The sequence below is a fragment of the Taibaiella soli genome (genome assembly GCF_003236175.1).
GTDB lineage: Bacteria > Bacteroidota > Bacteroidia > Chitinophagales > Chitinophagaceae > QKTW01.
This window is the reverse complement of the sequence record NZ_QKTW01000022.1, coordinates 340,579-364,893: the sequence shown is the minus strand read 5'-3', so window position 1 is coordinate 364,893 and position 24,315 is coordinate 340,579. Positions and strand designations below refer to the sequence as shown.

Annotated in this window: 18 protein-coding genes; 2 read left to right on the top strand and 16 right to left on the bottom strand. The window is 44.2% G+C overall.

Annotated features, from left to right (window positions below; genetic code table 11):
- Positions 1-14: 14 nt before the first annotated feature.
- The 10 genes from DN068_RS17385 to DN068_RS17340 all read right to left on the bottom strand — a co-directional run bounded on the left by DN068_RS17385 (position 15) and on the right by DN068_RS17340 (position 16,285).
- Entirely contained in the window at positions 15-3,194 is a 3,180-nt protein-coding gene (locus DN068_RS17385) for an efflux RND transporter permease subunit (protein WP_111000203.1), read from the bottom strand.
- Between the two features lie 193 nt (positions 3,195-3,387).
- Positions 3,388-4,575, bottom strand: a complete 1,188-nt coding sequence (locus DN068_RS17380) for an efflux RND transporter periplasmic adaptor subunit (RefSeq protein WP_207799004.1) — start codon at positions 4,573-4,575, stop codon at positions 3,388-3,390.
- Positions 4,576-4,826: 251 nt separating this feature from the next.
- A complete protein-coding gene (locus tag DN068_RS17375) occupies positions 4,827-5,693 on the bottom strand; it encodes a helix-turn-helix domain-containing protein (RefSeq protein ID WP_111000202.1) in 867 nt (288 codons plus the stop codon).
- Between the two features lie 299 nt (positions 5,694-5,992).
- Positions 5,993-6,994 (bottom strand): quinone oxidoreductase family protein, encoded by a 1,002-nt coding sequence (locus DN068_RS17370; RefSeq protein ID WP_111000201.1) that lies wholly within the window; start codon positions 6,992-6,994, stop codon positions 5,993-5,995.
- A gap of 12 nt (positions 6,995-7,006) precedes the next feature.
- The gene (locus DN068_RS17365; RefSeq protein ID WP_111000296.1) at positions 7,007-8,050 is read right to left on the bottom strand and encodes an NAD(P)-dependent alcohol dehydrogenase; all 1,044 of its coding nucleotides are present in this window, start codon (positions 8,048-8,050) and stop codon (positions 7,007-7,009) included.
- A gap of 377 nt (positions 8,051-8,427) precedes the next feature.
- A complete protein-coding gene (locus DN068_RS17360; RefSeq protein WP_111000200.1) occupies positions 8,428-9,552 on the bottom strand; it encodes an efflux RND transporter periplasmic adaptor subunit in 1,125 nt (374 codons plus the stop codon).
- A gap of 3 nt (positions 9,553-9,555) precedes the next feature.
- Positions 9,556-12,825 carry an efflux RND transporter permease subunit gene (locus tag DN068_RS17355; protein ID WP_111000199.1) on the bottom strand — a complete coding sequence of 1,090 codons (3,270 nt, stop codon included), beginning with the start codon at positions 12,823-12,825 and terminating at the stop codon, positions 9,556-9,558.
- A gap of 17 nt (positions 12,826-12,842) precedes the next feature.
- The gene (locus DN068_RS17350) at positions 12,843-14,249 is read right to left on the bottom strand and encodes a TolC family protein (protein WP_111000198.1); all 1,407 of its coding nucleotides are present in this window, start codon (positions 14,247-14,249) and stop codon (positions 12,843-12,845) included.
- A 30-nt stretch (positions 14,250-14,279) separates the two neighbouring features.
- Entirely contained in the window at positions 14,280-15,605 is a 1,326-nt protein-coding gene (locus tag DN068_RS17345) for a sensor histidine kinase (RefSeq protein WP_111000197.1), read from the bottom strand.
- Entirely contained in the window at positions 15,602-16,285 is a 684-nt protein-coding gene (locus DN068_RS17340) for a response regulator transcription factor (protein ID WP_111000196.1), read from the bottom strand. The genes DN068_RS17345 and DN068_RS17340 overlap by 4 nt, the downstream gene beginning before the upstream one ends.
- 394 nt (positions 16,286-16,679) lie before the next feature.
- Here DN068_RS17340 and DN068_RS17335 point away from each other — a divergent pair, with 394 nt between their 5' ends.
- Positions 16,680-17,534, top strand: coding sequence for a DUF2911 domain-containing protein (locus DN068_RS17335; protein ID WP_111000295.1), 855 nt, complete (start codon positions 16,680-16,682; stop codon positions 17,532-17,534).
- A gap of 373 nt (positions 17,535-17,907) precedes the next feature.
- On the opposite strand, the gene DN068_RS17330 is transcribed toward DN068_RS17335, so the two are convergent.
- The 6 genes from DN068_RS17330 to sufB form a co-directional block, all read right to left on the bottom strand.
- A complete protein-coding gene (locus tag DN068_RS17330) occupies positions 17,908-18,216 on the bottom strand; it encodes an iron-sulfur cluster assembly protein (RefSeq protein WP_111000195.1) in 309 nt (102 codons plus the stop codon).
- Between the two features lie 5 nt (positions 18,217-18,221).
- Positions 18,222-18,644, bottom strand: coding sequence for a SufE family protein (locus DN068_RS17325; RefSeq protein ID WP_111000194.1), 423 nt, complete (start codon positions 18,642-18,644; stop codon positions 18,222-18,224).
- 3 nt (positions 18,645-18,647) lie between these two features.
- On the bottom strand, positions 18,648-19,898 hold the full coding sequence (locus DN068_RS17320; RefSeq protein WP_111000294.1) for an aminotransferase class V-fold PLP-dependent enzyme: 1,251 nt from the start codon (positions 19,896-19,898) through the stop codon (positions 18,648-18,650).
- Complete coding sequence (gene sufD, locus DN068_RS17315; protein WP_111000193.1) at positions 19,891-21,183, bottom strand: Fe-S cluster assembly protein SufD; 1,293 nt, start codon at positions 21,181-21,183, stop codon at positions 19,891-19,893. Before sufD ends, DN068_RS17320 begins: the two co-directional genes overlap by 8 nt.
- 10 nt (positions 21,184-21,193) lie before the next feature.
- A complete protein-coding gene (gene sufC, locus DN068_RS17310; RefSeq protein WP_111000192.1) occupies positions 21,194-21,955 on the bottom strand; it encodes a Fe-S cluster assembly ATPase SufC in 762 nt (253 codons plus the stop codon).
- Between the two features lie 123 nt (positions 21,956-22,078).
- Entirely contained in the window at positions 22,079-23,524 is a 1,446-nt protein-coding gene (gene sufB, locus DN068_RS17305; protein ID WP_111000191.1) for a Fe-S cluster assembly protein SufB, read from the bottom strand.
- Positions 23,525-23,687: 163 nt separating this feature from the next.
- Here sufB and DN068_RS17300 point away from each other — a divergent pair, with 163 nt between their 5' ends.
- Positions 23,688-24,299, top strand: a complete 612-nt coding sequence (locus DN068_RS17300) for a helix-turn-helix transcriptional regulator (protein WP_123985393.1) — start codon at positions 23,688-23,690, stop codon at positions 24,297-24,299.
- The last annotated feature ends 16 nt before the right edge of the window (positions 24,300-24,315 follow it).

Genomic DNA, 24,315 nt, shown 5'->3' with positions numbered 1-24,315 from the left:
TTCAATTGGCTGAATTAAACGGTTTCTTCTTCCTCTTCGAATACCAGTTCCTGTACCTGAATCTGCTTTCTTTTGCTACTCAGTTTTTCCTGCAGTGATTGGAAAATCACGTACAGCACAGGAATAATAAACAATCCGAAAAGTACACCTGTAAGCATACCACCTGCGGCACCAGAACTGATGGATTTATTACCCATAGCCGACGAACCTGTAGCACGCATCAAAGGCAACAAACCTGCGATAAATGCGAAGGAGGTCATCAGAATCGGACGAAGACGAAGACGCGAGGCTTCCAGTGCTGACGCTAACAATCCCATTCCGCGTTTACGGCGTTGTACCGCATACTCTACAATCAGAATCGCATTTTTCGCCAGCAAACCAATGAGCATAATCAATCCTACCTGTACATAGATATTATTATCGATCCCAGCCATTTTGATGGACACAAACACACCGAAAATACCGAGTGGTACAGAAAGCACGATCGCCAATGGCAGAATGTAACTTTCATACTGCGCAGCCAGCAAGAAATACACGAAGATCAGACAGAGTGCGAAGATTATACCAGCTTGTCCACCCGCAGCGATCTCTTCTTTACTCATACCGGTCCATTCGTAAGAATAACCACGTGGCAAATGCTGTGCAGCTACACGGTCTACCGCTTTGATGGCATCACCGGTACTATATCCGGGTTTTGGTTGTGCGTTAATCATCACCGCATTGAAGAGGTTGTTACGCGTTACCGTTTCCGGACCATATACACGCTTCAATGTCACCACCGCATCAATCGGAACCATCTGACCAAGTTTATTTTTCACGAAGATGTTTGCCAGCGAAGCCGGATCAGCGCGAAACGGAACATCCGCCTGGGCAACGACGCGATAGAATTTACCGAAACGATTGAAGTCAGAAGCGAAAGCGCTACCATAATACAACTGCATTGTCTGCATCACGTCAGATACGGAAATACCCAGCTGCTCTGCTTTTGCTTCATCCAGATCAATCATGAACTGAGGATTGCCCGTATTGAATGTGGTGAACGCAAAAGCAATTTCTTTCTGCTGCATCAGTTCGCCGATAAATTCACCGGCGGTTTTATTCATCTTATCCAGAGCACCGCCTGTACGGTCTTGCAGCATGAATTCAATACCATCCATATTACTAAAACCAGGAACCGTAGGCAACGTAAACAGGAAGATATTCGCGCCCTTTATGCTGCCCAACGATTGATTCATTGCACCAATCACCTGTTGGATATTTTTCACCTGACCGCGATCCTTGTATTCTTTCAGCTTCATGAATGCTACGGAATAAGAAGGACTCAGGGAGCCTGTCATCAGGTTCATACCACGAATACCTACAAAGTCTTTCACCGCAGGATTATGGCTCAGCACGCTATCTACTTTATTCACCAGTTTCTGCGTCTGCAGCAAAGCAGTACCGGGAGGTGTGTTCAATGAATACACAACAAAGCTCTGATCTTCCGAAGGAATAAAACCTGTTGGTGTGGTACGAATCATATACACCGTTGCCAGCGTAACCGTTACCAGTCCTGTGATGGCGACCCATTTGTTTTTAATGAGAAACTGAAGACTACGCTTGTACTTATCCGTTGTTCTGTCGAACCCAGCATTGAATGCATCAAAGAAACGACCCGTGTATTTGCGGATACCTTTTCTGTCTGGTTCATGATCGTGGCTATTTTTAAGCAACAACGCACAAAGCGCGGGACTCAATGTCAACGCATTTACCGCAGAGATCACAATCGCAATCGCCAATGTAAAGGCAAACTGGCGATAGAATACACCGGCAGGACCTTGCATGAAACCAACCGGAATAAACACTGCAGCCATCACCAATGTGATGGAAACAATCGCACCGGAGATTTCACTCATCGATCGGATGGTCGCTTCACGCGCGCCAGCCCGTGTCTGTTCCATCTTTTGGTGTACCGCTTCCACAACCACAATGGCATCATCCACTACGATACCGATCGCAAGTACCAATGCAAACAAGGTCAGCAGGTTGATCGTAAAACCGAACAGCTGCATGAAGAAGAATGTACCGATAATCGCTACCGGAACGGCAATCGCAGGAATTAATGTAGAACGAAAATCCTGCAGGAAGATAAACACCACAATAAACACCAGAATGAAAGCCTCAATCAGCGTATGTTTCACCTGATCGATCGATTCATCTAAGTATTGTTTGGTACTATAAATACTGAAGTACTTCACGCCGCGCGGAAACGACTTTGAAGCCTTTTCCATCAATTTATTAATCGCAATCTGGATATCATTGGCGTTGGAACCGGCAGTCTGATATACCGCAATACCGATACCTTGCTTACCATCGATCTTGGTATCACTCGCATAACTTAATGATCCAAATTCCACTCTGGCAACATCTTTCAAACGAATGATCGTACCGTCTGGATTTGCTTTCAGAATTATGTTTTCATATTGTTCATTCGTGTTGCGCTTACCCTGATATTTGATCACATATTCGTGTACCGCATCGCTGCGCTCACCAAAACGACCCGGAGCCGCTTCAATATTTTGTTTTTGAATAGCACCCAACACTTCCTGTGGCGCCATATTATTCGCCGCCAGACGATCAGGATTTAACCAGATACGCATCGCATAATCCTTCGCACCGAAAACCATTGCCTGACCAACCCCGGGCACACGTTGTATCTCCGGAATGATATTAATTTTCGCGTAGTTCTGCAGAAAAGTTTCGTCGTATGTTTTTTCATCATCACTGTACATGTTGGTCACCATGATCATACTGCTCTGCTGTTTCTGCGTGGTAATACCAGCCTGCACTGCCTCTGCCGGCAATTGGTTGAGCGCTTTAGATACACGGTTCTGTACGTTAACCGCAGCCAAATCCGGATTGGTACCGAGCTTGAAATAAACGGTGAGCGTCATCGTGCCGTCGTTGTTGGAGTTAGACGTCATGTACGTCATGTTCTCCACACCGTTCACGGCTTCTTCGATCGGAGTGGCTACTGAACGCGCTACCACTTCGGCGTTCGCGCCGGGATAGCTAGCCTGCACCTGCACACTTGGCGGTGCGATATCAGGAAATTGTGTGACTGGCAAAGTCGTCAATGAGAGTCCGCCGAGCAACACGAGTATCACTGATACCACGGTAGCCAGTACGGGCCTTTCTATAAATCTTCTTAGCATTGTTTCTTTTTTTAGTTTGGGTAAAAGCCTCCTCTAACTCCTCCAAAGGAGGAGAATTTCCAGCGTGAGTAATTACCCCATGTTTTAGCGGGATCCCTCCTATCGTCGGGATGACAAACACGAGTAATTGCATTATGCTTCGACTCCGCTCAGCATGACAAATGTGAGCAGCTTTGAGCGTTCTGCTTTAAGCTTAAATCGGATTTACCAGCATCAAGCTATCCATAGAAAGCAGCTGCGGTGCAATAACCGTGCTGTCTTTCAGGTGATCGAGGCCGCTGTAGGCAATCTTATCGCCTGCCTTGATTCCTGATTCTACGAAATAGTATTTGCTGTTTTTATCCGCGATTTGTATCGGCTGACTCATTACTTTATTATCATTGGTAACAGTAAACACAAACACTTTATCCTGAATTTCGAATGTTGCTTCCTGTGGCACCGCCAATACAGCATTGTGCGTTTCCGGTAGTTGAACTTTACCCGTACTACCCGTTCTCAGCAAGCCTTTCGCATTCGGGAAAGCCGCACGGAATGTGATTGCGCCCATTGTTTTATCAAACTGGCCCTGCACTATTTCAATCTTTCCCCTTTCGGAATAAATGCTGTTATCCGCGAGCTTCAACGCTACTGGCGGGAGTTGCTTGATCTTGTCTTCAACAGTTGCACCAGGATAATGGTTTTCGAATTTCAAGTAATCTGCTTCACTCATTGAGAAATAAGCGTAGACTTCGCTCACATCAGAAATTACAGTCAGCGCTTGTGGTTCGGTACGACCTACAAGACTTCCTTTTTTGTAAGGAATGCGACCTACATAACCGTTTACCGGCGCCTTGATCAATGTATAGCCTACATTAATTCCCGCATTTTGCGACATCGCCTGAGCCTGTGCCACATTGGCCTTCGCAGCTTCATAGGCAGACTGTGCGGTTTTCAATTGCACATCCGAAACTATGTTATTTTCAACGAGTGGCTGCAATCGTTCCATTTCAATTTTCGCTTTATTCATTGCCGCTTTTGCCGCAGACAAGTTTGAATTGGCGTTGTTCAACAGCTCGCTGTATCGTTGTGCATTGATGCGAAACAATGGCTGGCCAGCCTTTACATAAGCCCCTTCGTCCACAAAAATTTCCTCAAGATAGCCATCTACCTGCGCCCTTATTTCCACATTCACCTTTCCTTCCACAGTCGCAGTATATTCACGATAAGTAGTAGCTGGCACTTCGTTGATCTTTACAACCGGCACTGGCACCGGGCCTTGTGCTTGCTGCATTTGTTGATCTGCCGCAGAATGACAACTGCTCAGTATAATCAGCAGTGCTGCAATCAATAATGGTCCGTTGTTCTTTACCTTCCTTAAATAGTACAATTTTGGCTCTTGCATAACAATAAACTTTTAATACGCCTTTGCAGGCATACGACGGTATAGACAACAAGGATCACTTATCCCCTATACGGTGATTAAAAAATTTTAAAAAAACAGAGATTGAATGGTCCCGCAACTCAACGGAACATTAGGCGTACAGCGGAATGAAAATACACGTGCCGCCCTAAAAATTAGATTATCATGGAGTTCAAATTTACACCGCAAAAATACAGATGGTATTTTTCCCGCGGATTTACCTTATTCAGGGATTAATTGTACTTATTCAGGATGCCTCTTTGAAAATGCGCCGGTGTGCTACCGGTATGTTTTTTGAAAAAACGATTAAAATAGGCATCATCCTCGAAGTTCAATTCCCACGCGATCTCCTTTACGGAGTGCTTTCCCCAGAATAAAAGCCGTTTGGCTTCCATAATCCTTTTGGCGTCTATCAACTGTTTTGCAGTTTTCCCGGTTATGGCCTTAATGGTATCATTCAGATGTCCCGGCGTTACAAATAGCATCTCTGCGTAATGCATCACCTGGGTCTTTTCTGCGAAGTGCATGTCTACCAACCCACGGAAGGTGCGCACCATATTATTTTGCGTAGCATCGAAACGAACATTTTCATGATCATTACGCAAAGTGCGTGCACAGCAAATAATAAACGCCGAAAGCAAACTACGGATGATTGCTTCTTTTTTGGGTTTCTTACTTGCGTATTCCTTAAACATGAGTTTGGCATACGTCACCAGTTCGTCCATCTGCTCGCGTGTTACCTCTACAGAGCCGCTGTCAAACATGCATTCCCAGCAGGCCAGCATACCTTCTGTTTCGTGCATAATGTAATCTTTACTAAAAGAAATACTGATGACTTCGTGCATTTTATCTGTATCGTGCACATGCACCTGTTCAGGTGAAATGAGCAAAATGGCCGGGGCTTGTACCGGGTATTTTACAAAATCGAGCTGATGCATTATCTCTCCTGAAACCAGCAAGTCGATGGTGTAGTTGGCGTGCCGGTGCGGCTCGTCAAGATGCATCACCACTTCATCACAGAGGTTACTGCTGATAATAAAATCAGTGTTACCGCTGTTGCTTCTGGCATCAAAAACAGGAATAATTGCTTCAGTCTTCACAATCGTAAACGTAAAAGGCCGTGCAAACTACAACAAATCGTTTGAGATAAAGGCAATTTTACACATTGATAATAACTAATGGGCTATCAAAATAATCATGTGTAAATACATGAAACCAATGATGGCAGTGGTTTCAGAGACTATTTTAAATTTTCAGTTTATCGATGTGAAAGGAAAAATCACGCTATTGAGGGGAGGCGTTAAAATAATGATGGCTGATAAAAACCGGGCACAGGAGCGCTTCGCTAACTTCTGCGCCCCAAAAAAAGACCACCTTCCGGTGGCCTTCTCTATAGTTATCAATCAATCGTCAAAACAATTTTTCCGGACTTGCTGCTGCCGGTATCCATCCGGTGCAGCGCCTGATCCGCGTCCTCCATTGGGAAAATCTCATCAATGACCGGTCGAAGCTGATGTTCGTTGATAAAATCCAGCATTGCCTGAAAATCTTTTGCAGTGCCCATCGTAGAACCTAAAATCGTCAGCTGTTTCCAGAATATATGCCGTCCATTCAATGCAGGCACATCACCGGCGGTACCTCCGAAGAACACAATCCGTCCACCGGGAGCTGCCAGATCAGTGAGTTTGGCAAAACCTTCACCCAGCGCGCTATCAACCGCAACATTGATACTGCCCGCCATTGCTTTTAGTTGTGCAGCCCAGTCAGCATCTTTATAGTTAACACCACCCTTTGCGCCCATTTCTACAGCCATATCAATTTTCTCCTGTGAGCTGGATGTAACGTATACTTCAGCACCTGCTGCAACTGCAAATTGAAGTGCAAACATAGCTGCGCCACCACCTACGCCAACGATCAGTACTTTATCACCCGCTTTACATTTCCCTTTGGTGAACAAGGCACGAAATGCAGTAACACCCGCCAATGGAAAAGCAGCAGCTTCTTCAGCTGTGAGATAAGCAGGCTTCAAATGAAGATTGGCTGCAGGCACATTTACCAATTCCGCAAAAGTACCATCATGCGGCAAGCCTAATATATTATAAGATTTTTGCTGAAAGTCTTCAGAATCGCCCCAGTTCAGCGAAGGATCAATGATCACTTCTTTGCCAATCCAGGAAGCGTCTACCCCCTCTCCGACTGCAGCAACCACCCCACAACCATCAGAACCGAGAATGATCGGAAATTTCAAACCGGCATACTGACCATGTTGAATCCACCAGTCTCTACGGTTAAATGCCGCAGCTTTCAGTTTTACAATCACTTCACCCGGAGCGGCTATCGGATCATTTACATCCTTTAACTGCAAAGGCTCGTTGATTCCCTCTAAAACAATTGCTTTCATTCGTCAGATGTTTTAAAGTGTAGCCATATCGATCACGAAACGGTAACGTACATCACCTTTCAGCATGCGATCGTAAGCTTCGTTGATGTATTTCATATCGATTACCTCAACGTCAGAAACGATATTGTGTTCCGCACAATAGTCCAGCATTTCTTGCGTTTCCGGCAAACCACCAATCAGAGAACCAGCAATACTGCGACGGCCACCAATCAGATTGAAGCCAAGAATTTCAGTTGGTGTTGGCGGAACACCTACGCAGATTTGTACGCCATCTACAGCCAACAGCTGGAGATACATGTTATAATCATGCGGAGCAGAAACGGTATCGATAATAAAATCAAAATAACCCTTCACCGCTTTCACTTGTTCAGGATCTGAAGTCAGCACGAATTTGTGCGCACCCAGGCGTTTCGCATCTGCTTCTTTAGATGGCGAAGTACTTAACATCGTTACTTCTGCGCCGAATGATGCAGCGAATTTCACCGCCATGTGACCTAAGCCGCCCAAACCAAGTACTGCTACTTTATGCCCTTTGCCAACTTTCCAGTGGCGTAATGGAGAATAGGTAGTGATGCCAGCGCAAAGCAATGGTGCAACACCTTCCAGCGGCAATTTTTCAGAAACACGCAGTACGAAATCTTCATTGGTCACGATATGGTTGGAATAACCACCATAAGTCGGGGTTTTACCATCACGCTCCAACGAATTGTACGTACCAACCGAGCCATTGGAACAAAACTGCTCTAAACCTTTTTTACACTCATCGCATTCGCGACAAGAATCTACGAGGCAGCCTACACCAACGAGATCACCTTCTTTAAATTTGGTTACGTGCGCACCTACTTTGGTAACACGACCTACGATCTCATGACCTGGCACCATCGGAAAAATGGAATTACCCCATTCGTTGCGAATCTGGTGCAGATCCGAGTGACAAACACCACAGTATAAAATATCAAATTCCACATCGTGCGGACCTGGTTCTCTGCGTTCAAAGCTCCATGGTGCGAGCGGTGTGGTTACATTTTGGGCAGCGTATGATTTTGCTGTTGACATAGTTTTTTGATTTTTTCTGATGTGAAATGAACGGATACAAATATCAGCATTTACAGCAAAGTTGTAAAGTTGGATATTTGTTAAGTTGGTTTCCCGCAAAGACGCAAAAAAGCAAAGGTCGCAAAGCTATATAAAATGTAAACTTATGCCCCTTTTGCCTCTTACGCGTCCCCGCGGAAAATATTTTTAAGTAATTGTTTTCTCTCACGGCGGCGCGACGGCACAGCATAAATGTTACTCGCTTTTGTCACATCGACGCAAGGAGATGTCTCGCGTAATTTTGGTCTGTATCACTGTGTGAGACCCCTCCTCGTCGGAGGTGACTAAAGGATGCACAATTCCAGCGTAGTGCCCGCTGTGCTGCCGCGAGCAAACACCTACTGCGCGGTCTTCACATTTGCTACTGCAGAACCATTGCGAATTTCTTCGCTGCCAATCTTTACGAGTACATCACCTTGATTGAGGGCGCCGTATACTTCCATTTTACCATCGGCTTCGCGACTTGCTTTCACATTTACCCATTCGGCTTTGCCGTTGACAATACGTATCACGAATACACGTTCCGTAGAATTAACGACCGCTGTTTTAGGCACGACAAACGTGCTATCGCTATTTCCCATCGGAATAGTCGCTTCCGCGATCATGCCAGGCAACAATTTTTTGCTGTTGTTTTCAATATCCATTTCAATGCGTTGCGAACGCAGACGTGTATCCAATGCACCGGCAAGGCGTGTCACTTTAGCGGTGAAATGTTCATCCGGGAATGATTTTACAGTAAAGTTTACTTCACTTTTACCATTCAGATAACTGCTGTAAGCTTCCGGAACGGAAATTACAAGACGTAGCTTCTTCTGTTCCTGCAAGGTGAAGATCGGCAATTCAGAGCCCTTACCAGATGGACCGACATAGGCACCGGCGCTTACATTTCTCGCAGTAATAATACCAGAGAATGGCGCCTTGATCACCAGATAATTTTTATTGTCGCCGATCTCATTGTAGGTAGCACGCGCTGCCTGCAATTGCGCATAGTCTGATTTTTGTTTTGCCAACGCTACATCGAGATCATTCTGAGAAACGGTTCCCGGTGTTTTGCTGGTTTCGAGCAAACGATCATAGGTTGCTTTACTCGAAAGATAAATTGCTTCTTGCGATTTCAGTTTTGACTCAGCGCCAGACATCTGCGAACTGATTTCCGGAGCTTCCATCGTTGCCAGTACCTGGCCTTCAGTAACTTCAGAACCTACGTCCACATTGAGTTTCTTCACAAAGCTATTTACTTTAGCATACAAATCTACCTGCTGAAAGGCAATGAGCTCACCAGGAATCTGCAACGAAGTAGACAGTTGACCTTTGTGTAGTTGAAATGCGTCCGTTGGCGGAGCAGGCGCGGTATGAACTTCTTCTTTTGCCTGTGAGCTTGTACAACTTTGCAATGCGGCGAGCGCTAAGAAACCCGCTACGGATAATGCTGTAATTTTCTGATTTAATATGATTCTGCGCATATACTATTTGTGATTAACGGACAGTTCAGGAATGTAATGAATGCTTTCTTCGTCTTCCGGATCAAGTGAAACGGATTGCGTGGTAGCCTTGCCCTGCACCCATGCAAACACAAGCGGCAGTATAAACAAAGCAGCAAAAGTTGAGGCTACAAGGCCACCAATTACGGCACGGCCCAGCGGCGATGTCTGATCTCCGGCCTCTCCAAGACCGCTGGCCATCGGAATCATACCAACCACCATCGCAAGACTGGTCATGAGGATCGGACGCAAACGCAATACGGCTGCTTCTCGCGCGGATTTAAGTGCATCACCATTATGCTTGCGTAATTGTTCTGCATTTGTAATCAGCAATACGGAATTGGAAATCGATACGCCAACTGACATGATGATACCCATGTACGATTGCAGATTCAGTGTAGAGCCTGTAATGATCAGTAACAAAAGCGAACCTAAGATTACTGCTGGAACGGTTGCCAGTACTACCAGCGATACTTTAAACGACTGGAAGTTGGCCGCGAGCATCAGGAAGATCACCACGATGGCAACGATCAAACCTGATTGCAAACTATCCAAAGTATCAGTCAATGTATTCGTCATACCTTTTGTTTCCACAGTAAGACCGCGTGGTAATGTACCCAATGACGCAATTGCTTTTTGTACATCTGCAGCTGCCGTACCAAGGTCTCTGTCATTGACATTGGCTGTTACAGAAAGTGTAGGCATCGCACCAACGTTATCATTCTCACCGTACGTTGTATCTGGCGTAATGTCAGCCACGTCATTCAATATCGGTCGAGCTGAATTTTTCAACACTGGAATTTCTTTCACGTCATTAAGTGTTGTGATTCTATTCTCCGGAACCTGCACCTGTACGCTATAACTCAAGCCCATTTTTTCATCTACCCAAACATTTTTCTCCGTATAACGGGAAGAAGACGTAGACGCAATCAGCGAACGCGAAACGTCACCCACGTCCACACCTAATTGTGATGCACGTTGACGATCAATATCGATATTGATAGACGGATACTTGATCGCCTGACCAATCTGAATATCGCGGAGGTATGGAATCTGTTTCAGCTTGTCAATAATCTTATAGGCATATTCCTCATTCAATTTCTTCTGACGGCCTGTAACCCGCACCTCTATTGGCGTTGGCGACCCCTGACTCAAAATCTTATCCGTCAGTTCAATCGGCTCGAAAGAAAGTTTCACATCCGGCATCGTTTCCTTCACACGGTTACGGATTTTTTCTTTCAGGTCATCCATGTTTACTTTATAGCTTTCTTTTAAAGCCACCTGCATCACCGCTTCGTGCGGACCAGCCATAAACAGGTAGATCGGACTGATGGAGAACATACCAGGGTGCTGACCAACATAGGCCGAGGATATTTCTACGTTGTCTTTGCCAACGATATCCTTAATAGCATTAAGTAAGCCAATTGTTTTTTCTTCCGTACGTTCCACACGTGTACCATCCGGGGTCCGAAGACGCACCTGGAATTGGGAACCATTTACTTTAGGCAATACATCACGACCTATCGTACGCAGCAATACCACCGCAATCAAACCCGCCACCACTATATAACCAAGTGTGACCGCTTTTCGATGCGGCATCATCCGGTCCATGAAACGAAGAAAACGCAATCTCAACTTTTCGAAACGGCTTATTTTTCCATCACGATTGCTATCATCTCTTTCCACCAATGCTTTTTTCTGATCCCATGTATCATGTTCGCCACTACCCTGCAAACCCGCTTTTTCGAAAGCCTCCGCATCTGTCATGTTTTTAGGATGATGTTCTTTCATCAACCAGTTTGCCATGATTGGCACAAATGTTTGCGCCAGAAAATAAGAAACGATCATAGAAAAGCCGATCGCCAGTGCCAGCGGCATAAACAGTGAGCCCGGGATACCTTCCATAGTAAACGAAGGCGCAAACACGGCGAGAATACAGAACAGGATCAGCAATTTCGGAAACGCAATCTCCTTACACGCATCCCATATCGCCAGCGCCTTGGGTTTCCCCATATCTAGGTGCTGGTGTATATTCTCAATCGTTACTGTACTCTCATCCACAAGAATACCAATGGCAAGCGCGAGCCCGCTCAACGTCATGATATTGATCGTTTGCCCGAATAAACTCAGGAACAAAACAGCAGATACAATGGAAGTCGGAATCGTAAGAATTACAATTAATGCACCACGGGCATCGCCAAGGAACATCAATACCATCAAACCCGTAAGAATCGCACCAATAGCACCCTCACTCAGCAAACTTTTTACGGAATTGATTACATAAGTTGACTGATCAAACTCATAAGAGAGCTTTACATCTTCCGGCAATTGCGCCTGCAAACGAGGCAATGCTTTCTTCAGATTTTGCACCACTTCCCAGGTAGAAGCATCGGCAGATTTTGCCACGTTGATATACACTGAACGTTTACCATTTACCAGCGCATAACCTGTTGTTACGTCCGCTCCATCTTCTACTGTGGCTACATCGCGGAGATATAAATTCTGCGCCCCACCTTTAAAAATTGGAATACTTTCAAATTCTTTAACTGTCTTAATCGTATTATTCGTCGGCGTGAGATAGTTCTGATCACCGATACGAACGTTACCTGCCGGCGCCGTCTGGTTGTTTACACGCAGGGCTTCCACTAGCTGGTCCGGCGTAAGATTATGTGACCGCAATAATTCAGGATCGGCCTTGATCACAATGGTACGCACGTTACCACCAAATGGCGGCGGAGCTACCAGCCCCGGAATGGAAGTGAACGATGCACGCACATATACGTTGGCAAGATCGGCCAACTCATTATTGCTTCGTTTATCACTGCTCAAAACCAACTCACCAACTGGCAGCGTTGACGCATCAAAGCGGATGATAAACGGCGGTTGCGAACCTGGCGGAAAGATGGCCTGTGCACGGTTTGTAAATGCAGTCAGTTCAGCTGCTGCCTGGGCCATGTTTGTACCAGGATAGAAACTGATCTTCATCAAGGTCAGACCTTGTATATTCTTAGTCTCGATGCTTTTTACACCGTTGACCAGAAGCATGATATTTACATATTGCTTGGCAAAATAAGACTCCATCTGGTTTGGTGTATAACCGCCAAATGGATGCGACACATAGATTACCGGCAAATCAAGTTTAGGAAAGATGTCAATTTTGATTTTCCTCACGGCGTTGACTCCGAAGAAAAACAAACCAGCCACGATAACAAGAATCGTTATCGGTTTTCTTAATGCTAATCTAATTAAATTCATATACTTGTTCTGTGCCTCTAAAATTCATTGATAAAAATTCCGAAATCACCGCTGGCTGCTGCCTTAAGAAGTAAGGCCTGCCAAACGTTGTTGTAGATAATGTCCCGGTCGGTTTCGGCACGATTGAGCGCATATAAGGCTTGTGTTACATCTACGATATTGCTGAGTCCATTCCGGTACATCACTGTTTTTTGCAAATAAGCATCCGACGCGGCTTTCACTTGTATCGGCGCTTCTTTGTAATTATCCAGTGCGTTTTTAATCTTGGTATCGGCGAGTATTTGTTGCGCTCTGATTTGTTGGTCAGCCAATGTATATTCATCCTGCAATCCTTTTGTAATAAAGCTTTGAGACTTTACTTGTTTGCTTACGCGCAGTGTACTTGTCAGATTCCAGGTAAGACCAACGCCAAACAGATAGTTGCTGCGTGTTGGATTCACACCATCGCCGTAAGCGCCGGAATAGGCATTCAGATCACCACCGCCGTAATTATAATTGAAACCAGAACCGCGTGTCTGATAACTACTGAATAAGGTAAACGCAGGATATTGCAGACTGCGGATATATTTAGTTTGTTCTTTACTCAGTGCTACTTTGCTTTTATAGTATTGCAATAATGGATGCTCTTCAACATTTGCAGTGGCAGGTACTGCCAAAGTAGACGGAACGCGGGAAACAAACACCGAATCAAGTGCAAAATCAGTTGGCGTAACGCCCATCAGTTGCGCTAATTTATTAGCTTGTTCCTGTTCAAAATCAACTGCTTTGGTGAGTGCGATACGCGCATTGGACACTTCGGCATTGGCCATAGATGAATCCACACCTGCTATCAAACCGTTCTTTGTACGCGTAATCACAACAGACCGGAATGTATCGGCACGTTGCAGATTTTTTTGCCAGGAAATAGTAATGCGTTGCGCAGCAAGTAAATTCAAATAAGCAGAAGCAACTCTTACTTCTTGCTGAAAACGTTCTTGCTGATAATCGTTTTCGTCTCTGTAAGCTACAGCCTGTGCTGCTCTCACTTTGTCTTTAGCACGACCGAAGGCAAAGAAATCCCAGTTTAAATTGGCGAGATAAAGTGCGCCAAATGCTGCGTTCCAATTTTGATCCGCCAGTGCCGGACCAGATGATGACGTTCCTAAAGCAAGGGCGTACTGTGGTCCTGTCTGACCATTGACAGTTCCATAATCTTGTTGTGCGGAAACATTTAAGTTAGGGAGATAATCGCGTTGCGCCTGGCTTACAGATGCCTTAGATGCTTTAGCGTAATTGGCTTTGGCCCTGACGGTACCATAATTGTCGAGTGCGGTCTGTATTGCGTCTTTCAGCGATAATGCCTGTCCATTGGAATTTGTTTGGGCCAATGTTGTCAGCAGGAAAAGAAGAAAAAATAAACGCCTCGTTGTAATTCCTGACCTCATATAATGATGAACCTTTTTGCATCACAACCATTACAGTTGGATTTCCGGATGCAAAGTGCGTTCATCATTTTGAAGTAATTTTGAAGAAGAGGAAATAGGGCGAAAATTAATTTCTATAATGTGCCATCCTTCCTCAAAAGTATAGCGGATTTTGAACTTGTTTAAATCACAGATCTGCTTCACAATTGCCAACCCGATACCAATTGACTCACCCGATTGATTCACTTTTTTGAAACGGCGGAACAAATCTTCGGTAGGAATATTTGGTGGGTTCCCTGTGTTTTTAATACAAAATTTATCTTTCGTCAAAAGCACATCTATTTGCCCGTTTTCAGGCAGATTATGGCGAATGGCATTACTCAGCAGGTTGTTCAATAAAATGTCTGCAAGCGCCGGATTTAGCATCACAGTGACATTTGAATCGATCTGTCGATGCAGGCAAATACCTTTCACTTCCATCAGATCACTAAACGCACTCAACGAATCTTTGGCACTACGACAGAATTTGATGTCTTTTGTTGCATCATATTCTTCATTCTCCAACTTTGTCAGTAAAGTCAGTGATCGGTTAATCTTGGATAATTTCTCAATCGCATTCTGCATATCAGCAATCAATGCGGCTTGTTCCTCAGTAATGTCAGATTCTACAAGCAATTCCATTTTACTGCGAATGATCGCCAATGGTGTTTGCAATTCATGTGAAGCATTTTCACTGAATTCTTTCAGCGCGGCGTACTCATCAACCGCTTTATCAGTCATCTTCTTCAAAAATACGTTCAGCTCATTCAGCTCTTTGGTACCGGTTTTTGGCAATTGTATCTTTTGCTTGCTCTTAATGCTGAATGTTTGAATTGTTTTTACCGTATGGTAAAACGGCGCGAGAATTAATTTGGAAATAACACTGCCTGAAATAATGACGAACAAAAGCGACAACGCAACAATGCAGATGAAAGAACTTAAAAGCCCCATCAGAATTTCATTGGCTTTAGTAACGTAGTTGTAAGAGGAAATACTGTACGTTTCGTCATTGATCTTGTAAAAAGACTTTACTGAAAGCCAACATTCACGGTGTTTGATATCGGGATTGTAATAAGTATACTGGTGAACTTCTGCAGTAGTAATCGGCGCATCTTTGCCAAGTATCTTAATTTCTACCGGACGTCCGCGCATATATTTATCCGGCGCGTTACCGGTTCTGATCTGCTCCGCGATGATATCGTTATAATTCTTCAACCGCTCGGTCTCCGCGTTATTGATGCCATTCCTCACCTGATAATATGCAAAAACACCTCCGATCAGCATTGCAATAAGGCTGATACAGAGATACCACATAGTAAACTTACTTACGATTTTCATTCTTTGGCGGAATTAAATTTGTAGCCCAACCCATACACCGTATCTATATAATCCGTCCCTTCTGCTGCGCTGATTTTTTTCCTGAGATTCTTGACGTGCTGATATACAAAGTCAAAGTTAGAAAGATCGTCGGTATAATCGCCCCATAAGTGCGCAGCAATCGACTGGCGTGACAGCACTCTGTTTTTATTGACCAGGAAGTACAACAGCAGATCGAACTCTTTGCGGGTAATATCCAACACAGTACCGTTTACCGAAGCTTCAAGCGTATCAGTATTAAGTATAAACTCATTGAAAGTAACAATATTGGTACCGTCCAGTTTCTTCCTTCTAAAGATAGCCCTAAGCCGTGCATGCAACTCGGATAAATGGAATGGTTTGGTCAAATAATCATCGGCGCCGCTCTCGAGACCATTGATACGGTCGTCAAGCGCATTTTTTGCAGAGATGATCAGGATGCCGCTCTGAATATTCTCGCTTCTGACAAATTCCAATAGCGCTAACCCGTTGCCATCGGGCAACATGATGTCTAATAAAATGCAATCGTATTGAAAAAGATGCAACTTTTCCTGCGCATCATTTACCGTATAGCTCACCTCACATATATACCCTTCTCTCGCCAGATAATCATGGACACTGGCCGCCAGTTCCTTGTTATCTTCAATTAACAACACTTTCATACGGTTACAAAGGTAAGCAGGAGTTTTTGAAGGAAATTTGAAGAGAACAACGCGCTGAGACTGAAGCAGTGGTGAATGGTGAATGGTCAATGGTGAAACGTGAAACGTCAATTACTCATGTTAGCCCGCGTTTGTCCCCCTTCCTTCGGCAGGGGGACACGAAAACCTGATCCTTATAGCGGGATGTCTCCTTCGTCGACATGACCATGTTATTATACAATTGTGTGGTCTAGAGACGTTGCATGCAACGTCTCTACGTTTTTGACATTTCACATTTGACGTTTCACGTTTCACCCGCTCCCCACTCACAATTGACCACTCGCAAAAATTCACCATTGACCATTCACCATTGTTTTTCCCTAAATTAGCGGCCACAAATCATAATGCAGAACTCATGAAGATCAACAAATTTACCTCTTATGCAGGCGCACTCGCGCTGGCATTCTTGTCTGTGAGCAACCTGAACGCACAACAATTGAAAGTTCCGGCTCCAAGTCCTACTCAATCTATGAAACAGGATTTTGCACTCGGCAGCATCACTATAGATTATTCTCGTCCGGGCGTAAAGAACCGCGTTATCTTCGGCGATGTTGTTCCTTTCGGAAAAATCTGGCGTACAGGTGCTAATGCTACTACCAAAATCACTTTTACTGATGATGTGAAACTTGAAGGAAATGCAGTAGCAGCAGGCACTTACGGTGTTTATACTATCCCAAATAAAGACAGCTGGGAAATCATGCTGTACAAAGATCTTACACTCGGTGGCAACGTTGCAGATTACAAACCGGAAAACGAAGTATTGCGTTTCAAAGTAAAACCAACTGCACTCGCAACCAAAGTAGAAACCTTCACAATCGATATTGCTGACATGACTTCAACGGCTGCAACAATCGAACTGATGTGGGATAAAACACGCGTTCCGATCAGCGTTACAGAAGAGATCGATACGCGCATTACCAAAAATATTCAGTCTGCTTTAGCGGCTGATACTCGTCCGTATTTCCAGGCTGCAAGCTATTATTATGATACGAACAAAGATCAGAAACAAGCGCTGGAATGGGCAAATAAAGCAATCGAACAGAACCCGAAAGCTTTTTACATGGTAATGCTGAAAGCGAAGATTGAAATGAAAATGGGTGATAAAAAAGCAGCGGTTGCAAGCGCTAACAAAACCATTGAACTGGCAAAAGAAGCGAAGAATGATGATTATGTACGCATGGCTGAAAAGCTGATCGCGGACGCGAAATAATTCTTTTCAATTGACAATGAACAGTTGACAATTGACAGTCACCCTTGTCAAACATCAGATGTTTCCCTCGCATTAAACTGCTTTCTCGTGTCATTGCAACGAAGCATGCAAATTGCAGTTTATAGTGGGCACTCAAATAATCAAAAAGACCGACAGATTCCTGTCGGTCTTTTTTTGTGCAGTAACGTGGCGCTAAACGTTATGTTTTATCCGGCGCGAAATCAGATCCCCACTTCCTCGTGCCTCGTCATCGGGACGACCCGCGTGGTGTGTCATTCCCGTGTTTTGCGTCTTTATTCCGAGCGAGAACTCTTCGACTCCGCCCAGGGTGACAACACAAGCAAGCTTTCAGCTTTGTGCGTTAGGCTTTAAGCTACAGAAATCCCAGCTCCAGCATTGCCTCTTCACTCATCATACTTTTATCCCATTGCGGTTCAAAAGTGAGATGAACATGAACCGATTTCACACCCTCAATTCCTTCCACTTTCTGTTGCACTTCCGCAACTATATCACCCGCTACCGGACAGCCAGGGGCAGTCAGTGTCATCGTTACTTTAACTGCATTATCCTCTTCTATCTTCAGTTCGTAAATCAATCCAAGCTCCCAAATATTCACCGGAATTTCCGGATCGTAGACGGTCTTTAAAACCTCTTCAATTTTATCGCGCAGTGTTGCTTCCATGATTGTTAGTTTTGTTTTGCCTGAAAAGCCACGCCATACATTTTCATTTGCTTCAGCATAGAAAGTAAACCATTGGAACGTGTGGGTGATAAATGACTGCTCAGGCCAACTTTGTCAATAAAATAAATATCAGAATCGGCAATTTCTTTAGGTGTGTATCCAGACAAAACCGAAACCATCATACTCACCAGTCCTTTTGTAATCAACGCATCACTATCAGCAGTAAAATAGATTTTACCATCCTTTAAATCCGCGTGCAGCCACACTTTCGACTGGCAGCCTCTAATCAGGTTATCGTCTGTTTTATATTGTTCATCGATCAGCGGCAAATCTTTTCCCAGCTGAATAATATATTCATATTTATCCGTCCAGTCGGAGAAGAAACTAAAGTCTTCAATGATCTGATCTTGTTGTTCGTTAATTGTCATAGCTTAAGCCAACATTCGTTTAGCAAATTCAATTCCTTTCACCAATGCGTCAATCTCTTCTTTCGTATTGTAAAACGCAAACGAAGCGCGCACTGTTCCAGGAATGCCGAAAAAGTCCATGAGCGGCTGCGTGCAGTGATGTCCGGTACGTACCGCGATTGATTGTTTATCTAACAATTCACCTAAATCGTAGGGATGAATATCACCGACGAGAAAAGAAATTCCGCCCGCTCTTTCTTTTGCATTACCTACAAAACGCAGTCCTTCGATACCAGAAAGCTTATCCAATGCGTATTGCATCAGTTCATGCTCTGCTGTTTCTATATTCCTGATTCCCGTTTGATTGATATAATCTACCGCCGCGCCTAAACCGATTGCGCCGGAAATATCTGGTGTTCCTGCTTCAAATTTGAATGGCAATTCGTTGTAAACCGTTTTTTCAAACGTCACCGTTTTGATCATATCGCCGCCGCCTTCAAAAGGAGGCATTGCATTCAGCCATTTTTCTTTGCCGTATAAAAATCCGATCCCTGTAGGACCATACATCTTATGACCCGAACACACGAAAAAGTCCGCGTCCAATTCTTGCATATCGACGGGCATGTGCTGAATAGCCTGTGCCCCATCAATCAATACAGGAATGCTTTTTGCGTGTGCTTTCTGAATGATTTCTCGAATCGGATTCACAGTTCCAAGCGTATTGGAAACATAAGTGACTGCTACGATCTTCACTTTATCAGTCAACAATTCATCGAGCAATTCCATTTTCAGAACCCCGTCCTGATCAATTGGAATTACCTTCAGTTGGGCACCTTTTTCTTCGCAGATCATTTGCCACGGAACGATATTGGAATGGTGCTCCATCGCAGAGATCAATACCTCATCGCCTTCTTTCAGGAAATGACGACCGAATGAAGACGCTACGAGATTGATACCATTGGTTGTGCCTTTAGTAAAAATCACTTCGTATTCATGTGCCGCATTGATGAATTTTGCAATCTTACGACGTGCTATTTCATAAGCTTCCGTTGCTATCTGGCTCAGGAAATGCACCCCGCGGTGCACATTGCTGTTGTATGTTTTATAGTAATGCTCCAACGCCTCTATCACCTGTAGCGGCTTTTGCGTGGTTGCAGCATTATCGAGATACACCAACGGTTTGCCATACACCAGCTCCTGCAAAAGCGGAAAATCTATTCTTGCACGTAAAATATCCAGTGTACCTGCAACCGGTATGGTGTGATTACTAGTCATAATTTTCTGTAAGATTGTGTTCAATCAGATGTTCGATATGTGCTCTCAAAGCCGGAATTTTTACTTTACTGGTCACGTCAAATGCGAAAGCGGCTACGAGCATATTTCTCGCAGTGGCCTCACCAATACCTCTCGATTGCAAATAAAAAAGCGATTCTTTGTTGAAACTACCAGCCGTAGAACCGTGGCTGCACTTCACATCGTCTGCATAAATTTCCAATTGTGGTTTCGAATCAACAGTCGCTTTATCGCTCAGCAAAAGATTGTTGTTCTGCTGAAAAGCATTGGTCTTCTGTGCATCTTGAAACACATGGATGCGACCGCTGAAAATAGCTTTAGACGTATCTTTCAGGACACCTTTATACAATTCGTTGCTGAAACAATTCGGCTGCTGGTGTTCTACTGAAGTATGATTATCGATCAGTTGATTATCGCTGGCCAGATACAAACCGAACATATGCGTTTCGACGTTTGTTCCTTTCAGTGCAGCAATGAGATTGTTACGAACCAAAGCTGCGCCCGGCATCGTAAACGTATAATTATTGTATAAACTGTCTTTTTCCTGCGTCGCCTGACGGAAGCTTACAAAACGACTGGTCGCCGGTTCTGACTGCAACACATAATGATTAAGCTGTGCATTTTCTTTCACATACACCTCTGTCACACTATTTGAAAATAACGTGTAATTGCTCAGCACTTTTGTTGTCTCGATAATATCCGCATGACTGTGTTTGTGGCTGATGACCAAAATACGTGGCTGCACAAATGCTGCTTCCAGACTATTATAGGTATGAATGATATGCAGCGGTTTATCCACCTGCACATTCTTTTCAATTTCAATAACAATGCCATCTTCAAACAGCGCTGTATTCAATGCGGCAAACGGATGTTTTTCAACCGGAATACTTTTAGCAAGATATTCCTCCGCTCCTCCGAGATCTACAGCATCGTTGATCGTCGCGATTTTTACGCCCTTGATTTTCGGTGCATTTGTCAGTCTGCCGTTTTGCAGCACTATAATATGTGCATCCAGCCCGGCAATACTTTCATCGCTGATCGTTGCTGGAAAAGCAACGCTATGTAATTGTTCCACCTGAAATTCTTCTTTCAGAAATGGAAGTACATTGGTGTATTTCCAGTCTTCTCTTTTGATCGTCGGAAATCCAAGCTCGGTAAATGTATTGAAAGCCGCTTCACGAATATCTTTCAGCCAGCCTTCGCGACCACTGTTCCGCTCTGCATGCAAAGCCTGAAATTGGTCATATAATGATACTGTATCAGTCATGAATGGTTCTTTAAATAGATTCACTTTCAAATGGTTCTTTCAGCCAGTCGTATCCTCTTTCTTCCAGTTCCAGCGCCAGTTCTTTAGTGCCTGATTTTACGATACGACCGTTGTACAAAACATGTACAAAATCCGGAACGATATATTCTAATAGTCTTTGGTAGTGTGTAATGACGATAAAGGCATTGTCCTTAGAACGTAATTTATTTACGCCGTTTGAAACGATCCGCAACGCGTCAATATCAAGCCCAGAATCGGTTTCATCAAGGATAGACAATTTCGGCTCCAGCATCGCCAGTTGAAAAATCTCATTGCGTTTTTTCTCACCGCCAGAGAAACCTTCATTCAAAGAACGATTCACCAATTGCGCATCAAACTCGACGAGTTTTTGTCTTTCTCTCGAAAGTTTCAGAAATTCTTTTGCATCTAACGGTGGCAAATTGCGATACGCTCTGATTTCATTCATCGCGGTACGCAAAAAGTTGATGTTGGAAACACCAGGAATTTCTACCGGATATTGGAACGCCAAAAACACGCCCTCACGTGCTCTGTCTTCCGGCGACATATCTAAAAGATCTTTGCCTTCGAATGTAACTTCGCCGCCGTTTACTTCATATTGGCTTCTGCCTGTAAGTACTGATGCGAGCGAGCTTTTGCCCGAACCGTTCGGACCCATAATGGCATGCACTTCACCTGCATTTACCTGCAGATTAATTCCCTTCAAAATCTGTTTATCCTCAACTGATGCCTGTAAATTATTTATTGTAAGCATTTCTTTTAAGTTCTAAGTTCTAAGTTGTAAGTAGTACGTTCTAAGTTGGTGAAACGTCAATTTGTCTCGTTTTCCGAAGGACGCGTTTGGAGTTCTCCTCCTTCGTAGGAGTTAGAGGAGGCTTTATCCTACCGAGCCTTCCAGCGAAATAGACAGCAGCTTCTGCGCTTCTACAGCGAATTCCATCGGTAATTGATTCAGCACTTCTTTGGCATAACCATTTACGATTAATGCAACCGCTTTCTCCGTATCAATACCGCGTTGATTGAGATAGAAAATCTGGTCTTCACCGATTTTCGAAGTCGTTGCTTCGTGTTCCAGTGTGGCAGTGCTATTTTTTGATTCGATGTATGGGAATGTGTGCGCACCACAGCGATCACCGATCAGCAGTGAATCACACTGTGTAAAATTGCGGGCAAATTCAGCTTTAGCACCTACCTGAACGAGGCCGCGGTAACTGTTCTGACCTTCACCAGCAGAAATACCTTTAGAAATGATACGGCTCTTCGTGTGTTTACCAATATGGAACATTTTTGTACCAGTATCAGCGATTTGTTTATTGCGGGTTACTGCTACAGAGTAAAATTCACCAGAAGAATAATCGCCTTGCAGAATCACACTCGGATATTTCCAGGTGATGGAAGAACCAGTCTCTACTTGCGTCCAGGAAATTTTGGAATGTGCGCCTTTACAAATACCACGTTTGGTAACGAAGTTGTAAATACCCCCCTTACCATCTTTATCGCCCGGATACCAGTTTTGCACCGTGCTATATTTGATCTCTGCATCGCCTAATGCTACGAGTTCTACCACGGCAGCGTGCAGTTGGTTTTCATCACGGCGCGGAGCGGTACAACCTTCGAGATAGCTTACATAACTGCCTTCATCGGCAATAATCAGCGTACGCTCAAACTGCCCGGTATTCTCAGCATTGATGCGGAAATAAGTAGAAAGTTCCATCGGGCAACGAACGCCTTTTGGAATATATACGAACGAACCATCTGAGAAAACAGCGGTGTTCAGAGAAGCATAAATATTATCAGAATGTGGTACTACAGAACCAAGATACTTCTTCACCAGTTCCGGATGTTCACGAACCGCTTCGCTGATCGAGCAGAAAATAATGCCCTGATCCTTTAATGTCTGTTTGTAAGTAGTAGCAACTGAAACGCTGTCGAACACAGCATCTACAGCCACGCCCGCGAGCATTTTCTGTTCATTCAGCGGAATACCCAGCTTCTCGAAAGTAGCCAGCAGTTCCGGATCTACTTCATCCAGACTTTCATATTTCTTCTGATTTTTCGGTGCGGCATAATAAGAGATGTCCTGAAAATCTACAGCCGGCAAATCAAAATTCTGCCAATGCGGTTCCGGTTGTTTCAGGAAAGACTGATAACCTTTGAGGCGCCATTCGAGCAGCCATTCCGGCTCTCCTTTTTTTGCAGAAATAAAGCGGATGGTATCTTCATTCAACCCCTTCGGCGCGATATCCATTTCGATATCCGTCACAAAACCAAACTCGTATTCCTTGTCTTTGAATTCTTCCAGTATTTGATTGCTGTCGCTCATGATCTTTAATTGTAGAATGGCCAGAGACCAGCCTTTTATCAGATAATCAGATGTCCCGATTGAATGATCTGATAATTTAATTACGCTACAAAATTAGTACATTTGCAATTAAACAAGGGATTACTTGGAAAATAAAAACTCAATCGGACAATCAGTTTCCTCTATGGCTTTTGAAAGATTTTTAATCTTGCTGAAGACCAAAGGTGCGCTGTCTACCAACGCTATAGCAAGCGAGCTGGAGATCAGCAACGAGGGAGCCCGTTTCCAATTGAATAAACTCCAGGATGCCGGTTTCGTAACCGCCGAAAACCAATCCAGCGGCGTTGGCCGACCAAGCCTTGTATGGAAACTGACACAAAAGGGCTGGGAACATTTCCCTAAAACAGACCTCAGCGATCAGTTGCTTGATGTGATTATTGAGGCGCTCGGCCCTGAAATGCTTGAAAAGGTGATTGATACACGCGAGCAAAAAGCAAAAGAACGCTACCACGCTCAGATTGATCAAAATCAGCCAATTGGCGAAAAGCTGCGTCAGTTTACAAAAATTCGAAATGAGGAAGGTTATATGGCCGAAATGAAGGAAACGGAAGATGGCTATATGTTTTTCGAGAATCACTGCCCTATTTATTCCGGCGCTAAAAAATGTAATGGGTTCTGCGAATCTGAATTCAAGACGTTTAAAAATCTCATGGGTCGCGATGTAAAAATTGAGCGTGTGGAGCATATTACCGATGGTGATCGTCGTTGCGCTTATTCTATCCGGCTGAAAAAGTAGTGAATTTTCTCGCGGC